At 38.5% G+C, this 8,069-nt stretch carries 7 protein-coding genes; 3 read left to right on the forward strand and 4 right to left on the reverse strand.

Features of this window, described 5'->3' with window-relative positions:
• Positions 1–343 precede the first annotated feature (343 nt).
• Complete coding sequence (locus tag QZ620_RS12585) at positions 344–1,363, forward strand: acyl-CoA dehydrogenase family protein (protein WP_295182213.1); 1,020 nt, start codon at positions 344–346, stop codon at positions 1,361–1,363.
• Complete coding sequence (locus tag QZ620_RS12590; protein ID WP_295182214.1) at positions 1,360–2,679, forward strand: bifunctional PIG-L family deacetylase/class I SAM-dependent methyltransferase; 1,320 nt, start codon at positions 1,360–1,362, stop codon at positions 2,677–2,679. The genes QZ620_RS12585 and QZ620_RS12590 overlap by 4 nt, the downstream gene beginning before the upstream one ends.
• On the opposite strand, the gene QZ620_RS12595 is transcribed toward QZ620_RS12590, so the two are convergent.
• The 3 genes from QZ620_RS12595 to QZ620_RS12605 all read right to left on the reverse strand — a co-directional run bounded on the left by QZ620_RS12595 (position 2,598) and on the right by QZ620_RS12605 (position 5,351).
• Positions 2,598–3,785 carry a glycosyltransferase family 2 protein gene (locus tag QZ620_RS12595; protein ID WP_295182216.1) on the reverse strand — a complete coding sequence of 396 codons (1,188 nt, stop codon included), beginning with the start codon at positions 3,783–3,785 and terminating at the stop codon, positions 2,598–2,600. The genes QZ620_RS12590 and QZ620_RS12595 overlap by 82 nt on opposite strands.
• Positions 3,786–3,990: 205 nt before the next feature.
• Positions 3,991–4,671, reverse strand: a complete 681-nt coding sequence (locus tag QZ620_RS12600; protein WP_295182219.1) for a type 1 glutamine amidotransferase domain-containing protein — start codon at positions 4,669–4,671, stop codon at positions 3,991–3,993.
• A 146-nt stretch (positions 4,672–4,817) separates the two neighbouring features.
• A complete protein-coding gene (locus QZ620_RS12605) occupies positions 4,818–5,351 on the reverse strand; it encodes a hypothetical protein (RefSeq protein ID WP_295182221.1) in 534 nt (177 codons plus the stop codon).
• 340 nt (positions 5,352–5,691) lie between these two features.
• Between QZ620_RS12605 and QZ620_RS12610 the strand changes: the two genes are divergently transcribed.
• Positions 5,692–7,476: an alpha-amylase family glycosyl hydrolase gene (locus QZ620_RS12610; protein WP_295182224.1), complete on the forward strand. Its 1,785-nt coding sequence runs from the start codon at positions 5,692–5,694 to the stop codon at positions 7,474–7,476.
• A 37-nt stretch (positions 7,477–7,513) separates the two neighbouring features.
• Here the strand turns inward: QZ620_RS12610 and QZ620_RS12615 are convergent.
• Positions 7,514–8,069: AsmA-like C-terminal region-containing protein (locus QZ620_RS12615; protein ID WP_295182227.1), on the reverse strand; the 556-nt coding region annotated here is incomplete at its 5' end.

Genomic DNA, 8,069 nt, shown 5'->3' on the forward strand with positions numbered 1-8,069 from the left:
TTTTTGAGATTTTTAGGTTAATGCGCGAAAATAGAAGATTTTTCCGGGATGTGGACCTCTTCCTGCATTTTTCGTAGCACCATTGGGTGATAGGAGAGATTTATTTGCATTTGATTATTCAGATAAGCATTTTTAATTAAGTGAATATTAGTTTTCTAATATGATTTAATCATAAAAATTTTTCGATTACTCCTCATCCCCTTGAATACATCCATTCATATACTTTCAAGCGTTTAAAATAATTTAGTATGATATTAACAATGGAGTGCAGGGTACATTCTATTTTTATTTAAAAAAAACAAGCATGCCCAATTTTGCAGATATTAATTCATGTTGTTTAAAGATGCCAGAAGATTCAAGGCATTTTCCAGCGGCTGCAATGCAATTGCTTCATGAACAATCATTGCTTCAAATTAATCTTCCGAAGAGATTTCGGGTAATAGATGAACGCATACCTGTTTATGAAACACTATGTAAGATTGGTAAATGCAATCTATCTGTAGGGCGTATTTATGAAGGTCATTTAAACGCGATCAAGCTCATTAAGGATCATGGATCTGAGTCACAACAGGAGTATTTTTTCCAGGAGGCCAGAATTGGAAAATTATTTAGCGTTTGGAATACAGAAATGAGTTCTGAAGCCCTTACAGCACAAGTAAGTCATAGCAAGCTTAAACTGAATGGAGCAAAAACTTTTTGTTCAGGAGGATTACAAATTGATTATGCGATCATAACTGCTGAAGTTGCGGGTGATAAACAGATGTTGATCCTTCCGCTTAAGGAATATCCGAAACTAATCGAGGACTGGTCCCTGTGGAATCCCATGGGAATGAAAAACTCGGTAAGTTGCCGAATCGATTTTTCGGGGATAGAGATTTCAAGCGATTTGAAGTTAGGTAAATTAAATGCTTACCAGCAACAGCCGTGGTTTTCGGGTGGCGCCATGCGTTTTGCAGCGGTTCAACTCGGCGGGGCAGAGGCATTGATGCTTTCCGCGATCGATCACCTGAATGCACAAAATAAATCCAGTGACCCTTATCAACAACAGCGTATGGGCACGATGGCGATACTGGTCGAATCTGGGAAGTTCTGGTTACAAAAAGCCCAGGAAATAGATGATCATCAGGAAAATTATTCTTCAGTTGAAATTGTGAATTTTGCAGATATGATGCGCAGTGCGATTTTAAATATTTCCGAAGAAATCTTACAGCTAACCGAACGTTCTATTGGCGTCCAGGGTTTTATGGAAAATCATCCAATGGAGCAGGTTTACAGGGATCTTAAAGTATATCTTAAACAACCTGGACCGGATCTTGCTCTCAAAAATGTAGGAGCTTATACTTTTGATCATTATAGGAAATGAAAAATACCCGGGAACACATAGAGAAAGCCCCATTTCTAAATATCGAAGGACTCCACAGGGATTTGGGAAAAGTGATCATTGTAGCCCCACATCCCGATGATGAAAGCCTTGGCTGCGGAGGATTAATCGCTCATTTAGCTGCTCAGAATGCAGAAGTATACGTACTATTTCTTACCAATGGTGATGCTTCGCATCCTAATTCCAGTAAATTTCCACCAGATAAATTGGGGAAATTGCGAAAGTCTGAAGCGATTAATGCCTGTAAGATTTTAGGGGTAAAGGAAGAAAATCTCATATTTCTAAATGCTGGTGATGGGAAATTAGCTGAAAAGTTTAAAAATGACCATTCGGTCATAAATGAATTAAAACAATTCTTTCTGCAGAAGGAACCGGACACTATTTTTTCACCCTGGCGTAGAGACCATCATATTGATCATGTTGCTGCTTATAATCTGATCAATAAAGCAGCGGAGAGCCTGGAAAGCACTATTGTTGAATATCCAATCTGGCTCTGGAAAAAAGGAGAATCTGCCGACTGGCCCGCCAAAGATGAGGTTCTGGTTTTCAGATTAAAGATAGATTCTGTAAAAGAAATCAAGAAAGCAGTGATTCAGGCTCATATAAGTCAGACTACAAATTTGATCGATGATGATCCTGAAGGTTTTATTCTCACTGAAGATCTAATGCAGCCTTTTATAGGGAATTATGAATATTTCTTTTTTCCGGCCAAATCTAAACCTGCAGTTAGTGAAACCTATTTCGAGAACTTATATGCAAATAATGACGATCCATGGGATTTTGAAACTAGCAATTATGAGCAGGAAAAATACCATAAAACTATTGCTGCGGTCTCAGGAAAGTCATTCGAGAATGCTTTAGAGATTGGATGTTCCAACGGAGTTTTCACCAGATTATTAGCTCCAAAGTGCAAGGATCTACTTGCTATTGATCTTAGTCAGCAAGCCTTAAAATCTGCTAGAAAAAGGTGTGCCGGGTTATCGCAATGCAAGTTCATGCAATGGGATATTAGTAATGGTCTTCCAGGAAGTAATTATGACGCCATCTTTTTATCTGAAGTAGGTTATTATTTCGATCTGGAAAGATTAGGTATAATATTTAAAAATATTACGAACCCTTTGCAGCCAGGTGGAATTTTAGTCATGGTGCACTGGACAGCTTATGTTAGATCATATCCACTAACGGGACAACAGGTACATGATCACTTCAGAAAAAATTACTCTAAGCGTTTTAAACTGCTTAATTCGGAGCGAGCTGAACTGTATATTTTGGAAGTCTGGGAAAAAACTGAAAAATGACTCTCTAGTTCGTTAATAGCTTCAGCTATATTGATATTAGGATGGGCGGCATTCCATGGAGAATGATCTTTCAAAAAATTTTCGAGGTAAATGACCAGTGAATTACTATTATGGTGGATTTCAATTAAAGATAGCAGCGCCTGTTTCTTAATTTTCAACTGTTGACCGATAGAATTCAGAAGGTCTTCAGAAGGCTGAGAGTAATATTGTTTAATTTCAGCGAAAGCCGTGAAACGTACTCTTAGTTTTTCATAGCCTTCAACATTTTCAGTTTTAGAAGCCGACCAGTTCTGGATCTGGGAACCAAAACCACCCTGAACCCTGGATGAGCTACGGCAGGAAGTAGTAACTATTGGCTCCATCGCATGTTTAATATGATAACCATAGCTTATCACTTTCTGATACAATGCGATATCTTCCAGGCAGGCGATAGGAGGTATGCCTCCAATTTTTTTATAAACGGAATTTCGAACCGCCATGTTAGGTCCTGAATTATGAGAGTGCCTCGGCCAGGGATCAGATTGCTGTGGGTATATTTCACTTTCAAGTCTGCTTACCAGGTCAAGATAATGCCTGTTTTCAAAAAGATTTTTCTTTGCATCAGCATTTAAACCTTTTGTGTCTGGAATTATCTGTCCGCATATAAGATCTACCGGTTCAGTTTGAAATTTTAGAAATGAATCTAGCCAGTTCTTATCTGCTATGGTATCAGCATCGGTCATGATTATTAAACCGGTATCAGTAAGTCTCTCGCTGGCAAGATCCATTAAAATTCTTCTCGCTGCACCAACATTATTGATCGCTGGATTGTTTGTTACATAAATATAGAATGGAAACCCGGGATTGAGTTCCTGAAATAGTTTACATAGCTCTACAGTATGATCATTACAGTTATTGCATAAAACCAGAACTTCATATAAATGAGTAGGAAAGGTTTTATCTCCTGACAGCTGATTTGCCAATGCCGTTAAGGTTTTCCAAATCGTTTCCTCTTCGTTCCTGGCAGGAATACAAACGCTTAACTCGATGTCTGACGATACCGAGGGCGTTTGGTTACCATAAGCTTCTAGCTCCGCAACAATCTTTGCGATGGATTCAATATTCACTGAAAGTTTTTACCCTAAAAATACTTAATTGTTCTGCTGAAATAATAGAGCTTATAATGAAATTAACAAATGCAAGGGTTATGTTCTAAAATAACATCCAGAAATTGTGAATTGCTCTACTAGACACAGTTCAAAAGCAAAAACCCTGATCTGTAATCAGGGTTTCTGCTTTTTATATTAATCAGGATAGATAATTCCAGATCATTTACTTCCAGAAATTTACTAAAGCCTTTGCAGTTGGTTCTGCAGACAATGGATTTTGTCCGGTTATTAATAAACCATCAACTTCTACATGAGAAAGGAAGGGAGCGCTTGCACTATGATATTCACCTCCCAGTTCTTTCAGTCGGTTCTCAAGTGTATAAGGAATATTGTCCATTTTAAGCGACAATTTTTCTTCAAGATTTGAATAGCCGGTCACTCTCTTTTCTTTTAAAAAGCTCGGTTCAATTTCAGCAGCCTTGATGAGTGCTGCAGGTCCATGACAAACTGAAGCTACCGGTTTGTTACTTTCAATAAACTCCAGGATCAATTTCCCACTATCACGATTAGAAGCAAGATCGAACATGGGTCCGTGCCCGCCAGGAAAGAATAAAGCATCATAAGTTTCTGCTGAAACTTCTGAGAGAAGTTTTGTATTATTTAATGCATTTTGAGCAACTTCATCGTCTTGAAATCTCCGATTGGAACTAGTGATATGCTCGGTCAGTTCGCTCATTGGATCAATAGGCGGCTTGCCACCCATAGGACTGGCGATCTCTATTGAATAACCTTCATCCTTAAAAACATAATATGGATCTGTAAATTCTCCAATCCATAAACCAGTGGTACTGTCGGTATTTTCCAATGCTTTGTGAGATGTCACCACCATCAATATCTTTTTCATAACGAGATTTTTTTGATTTAATTGAAATTACCAAAAGCCCGCTAAATTGAAGTTTTCCGTATCATAAATCATTTATAAATTTTCAGAATCCTAAATTTTGAATGAGCTAAACGGTAGATATTTTTTAAGTGCCAGAGAAATGTAATTTAGCTCCGATACTTCAATTTGGTAGTAAGCATCTTTTTTGAACTATCCTGAAGGAGAAGATCAATGTTCTCAAGTATGTCTTCGAATCTGAGAATATCCTTATCCAGCACCGTCCTTATCTTTTCTTTCATCCTCAGGATATTTCCGGAATTATCATCAGCTCTTTCCAGGTATACAGTTCTAAAATATTTGATCTGGTTAGTGATATAGTCTCGATAATCTCCAAAGAAATTTGAATCAACCAGTAATCGATTGAAGTGTTCGAGATTTGCCGATTCATTTTTTGCATAATAGCGGTTTAAAGCAACCAGATTTACTTTCTCCAGGAATTTGTCATTCAGGGAAACTGAAAGCACAGGATCAACCACTTCGTCCAGATCCAGTGATTCTCTAAACTCCCGTAGATCTGCAATCGCGTGATGTATGGAAGATTTTAATCCGGGTAGGGAAGATTTGAAGAATCGATGTGCATCTGTGGCTTTATCATCTCGCTGCACCTTGTAGAGCCAGAATGCGATGATAAAGCCGAACAAGGTCTATAAAACTGCTGCGCCATCCATGAGCATAGACCATTGATTTGGGTCCAGGCTCCATTTTTTAGATAGGATATAATATTGCTCTTTCTTTTGAATCACTACTGAATTTTAATCGTTTCAGCTTTTAATATATGCAATATTCAGAATTAATGGCTGTTCCCATGTCCAGTATTATTTCTGAAGCTAATTTCTTCCGAAGTAGAAAAGGTAAAGAGAATGGTATCAGCTGAAGTGCAAGTTAATGTAATGATAATTAACGTTTTGTAATAAGATCTGCAGCTACTTTTACTTCTTGTTTTGAAGACTTGAATTAACGATCTAATTATCAATAATTAATATGGAAACTATCATAAAACGCTCACCAGGAATGGGATGCATCATAGATGAAGGGCTTACCACCTTTCGCGTATGGGCTCCAAATGCCGAGAAAATATTCGTCACGGGAACCTTCAATGAATGGAATGCCGAAGACCTGGAACTTGAACATGAAGAAAATGGTTACTGGGCTGGTACGACCGATAAGGCAAAGCAAGGCGATGAGTACAAATACGTCATCCACAATAATGGTGAAACCTTCTACCGCAATGATCCCTATGCTTTTGAGCTCACCAATAGCGATGGAAATTCTGTAATTCGCGATCTTAACTTTGATTTTGGTGATGATCAATATCACTTGCCTTCCTTCAATCAATTAGTAATTTATGAACTACACGTAGGAACTTTCAATAGGAAATCGGCAGATACTGTTGGAACTTTTGAAGATGTTATCGAGAAACTGGATTATTTAAAAAATCTGGGAATCAATTGTATAGAACTGCTTCCGGTAGCTGAGTTCCCAGGCGGGGAATCCTGGGGTTATAACCCGGCGCATCCTTTCGCCATAGAACAGGATTATGGTGGACCAAACGGACTGGCAAATCTGGTTAAAGCTGCTCATCAGCATGGAATTGGAGTGATCATGGATGTTGTCTATAACCATTTTGGCCCTTCAGATATGGATCTTTGGCAGTTTGATGGCTGGTCGCAAAATGATAAAGGTGGTATTTATTTCTATAACGACCATCGAAGCAAGACTCCCTGGGGTGACACTCGTCCTGACTATGGTAGGGAAGAGGTAAGACAGTATTTAAGAGACAACGCCCTCATGTGGATAGAGAAATATCGTTGTGATGGATTGCGCATGGACGCGACTTCCTATATTCGTTTCGAAGGTGGAGGTTTGGGTGAAGACACTGCTATTGAAGAAGGAAATCAAATGATGCGCGAGATCAATGCTGAAATTCAGGAGAAATATCCTCATATTATTACTATTGCTGAAGATCTTAAAGGTCATGATATGGTAACCGATACTATCGAAAATGGCGGAATTGGTTATGGTTACCAATGGGATATGAATTTCGTACATCCCGTACGTGAAGTACTTACAGATACACATGATGATAGCAGGGATCTGGAAAAGATTGCTGGTGCATTGCAGTTCGTGCAAAGCAAAGATGCTTTTAAAAGGATTATTTATACTGAATCTCATGATGAAGTCGCCAATGGAAAAGCAAGGGTGCCTGAAGAAGTTCAGCCTGGTGATGCCGAAAGTGCTTTCGCTAAAAAGCGAGCTCTGCTTGGGATAGTACTCACACTTACTGCTCCCGGAATTCCTATGGTATTTCAGGGTCAGGAATTTATGGAAGATTCTTATTTCCAGGATACTGTAGAACTCAACTGGGAGAAATTAGAAAAGCATCAGGGAATTTCCAGATTGGTAAGTGATCTTATTAAAATAAGAACAGGAGAGATCGTGGGCTATGAAGGTCTAAGACAACAGCCTATTGAAATCATACACTTGAATAACGATTCTAAAGTTCTGGCATATCTTCGAGGAGAAGAGAACTCCAAGGTTCTCATAGTTATAAACTTCAGTAATACAGATTTTTCGGAATACAACCTGGATCTTGCTGAACAGTCCAACTGGAAGCTGCGTTTAAACACGGTAGCTAAAGAGTATGATGATGATTTTTCAGAAATGGAAGTTCATGATCCGGAAATACATGCGGAGAGTAAAGAAGAAGCGAACACGGGAACTTTTGAAATTCCAGGTTATTCCGCACTCATCTTTATTCAGGAATAGACTAGTAGTTCAATATTCCCGCTAATTGGCGGGAATATTAATTTTCTGAGGATGTTTTATTTTTCAACTCGCGATTCCAAAGTCGAAAACGTGTTCTCAGCTTTCGTTCTTTCTCTTCATCACTTTCTTTATTCTGAATTAGCTGAAGGTAAAACTTCGCTCCTGCCTCTTTGTAGGTTTCCTTTTCAGGTAATTGAAGTCCGTCATTAGACTTCAGGTTTTTCCAGGGTAGGGAAAGCCAGATATCAAAATATTCATCCAACTTAAATTCTCCTTCAGCATACAACTGTAAAGCTGAAGATTGTATCTGTGTTCTCGGAACCTTTACTACGCCGTTTTCAATCCTGAAAGTTTGAGTTATTGGTCTGAACCTTAAGTTTTCAAAACGTTCTTCTTTCATTAGAACTACCGACTCCAGAACGGGTTTAAAATCGTAAAGTTCCAGATCTTGCAGATCAAAAACTATGGTGCCGTTTAGTGAGTTGATATCTATATTTCCGTTGGACAATAACCTGGTTCTGGCATCAATTTTTAGATCAAGTATGCCTGCAATTTTTTCGGCAGCACGTAATTCTGCGATATTCAAATAATCA

It is taken from the genome of uncultured Christiangramia sp., assembly GCF_913046405.1.
In the GTDB taxonomy this organism is placed as follows: Bacteria; Bacteroidota; Bacteroidia; order Flavobacteriales; family Flavobacteriaceae; genus Christiangramia; species Christiangramia marina.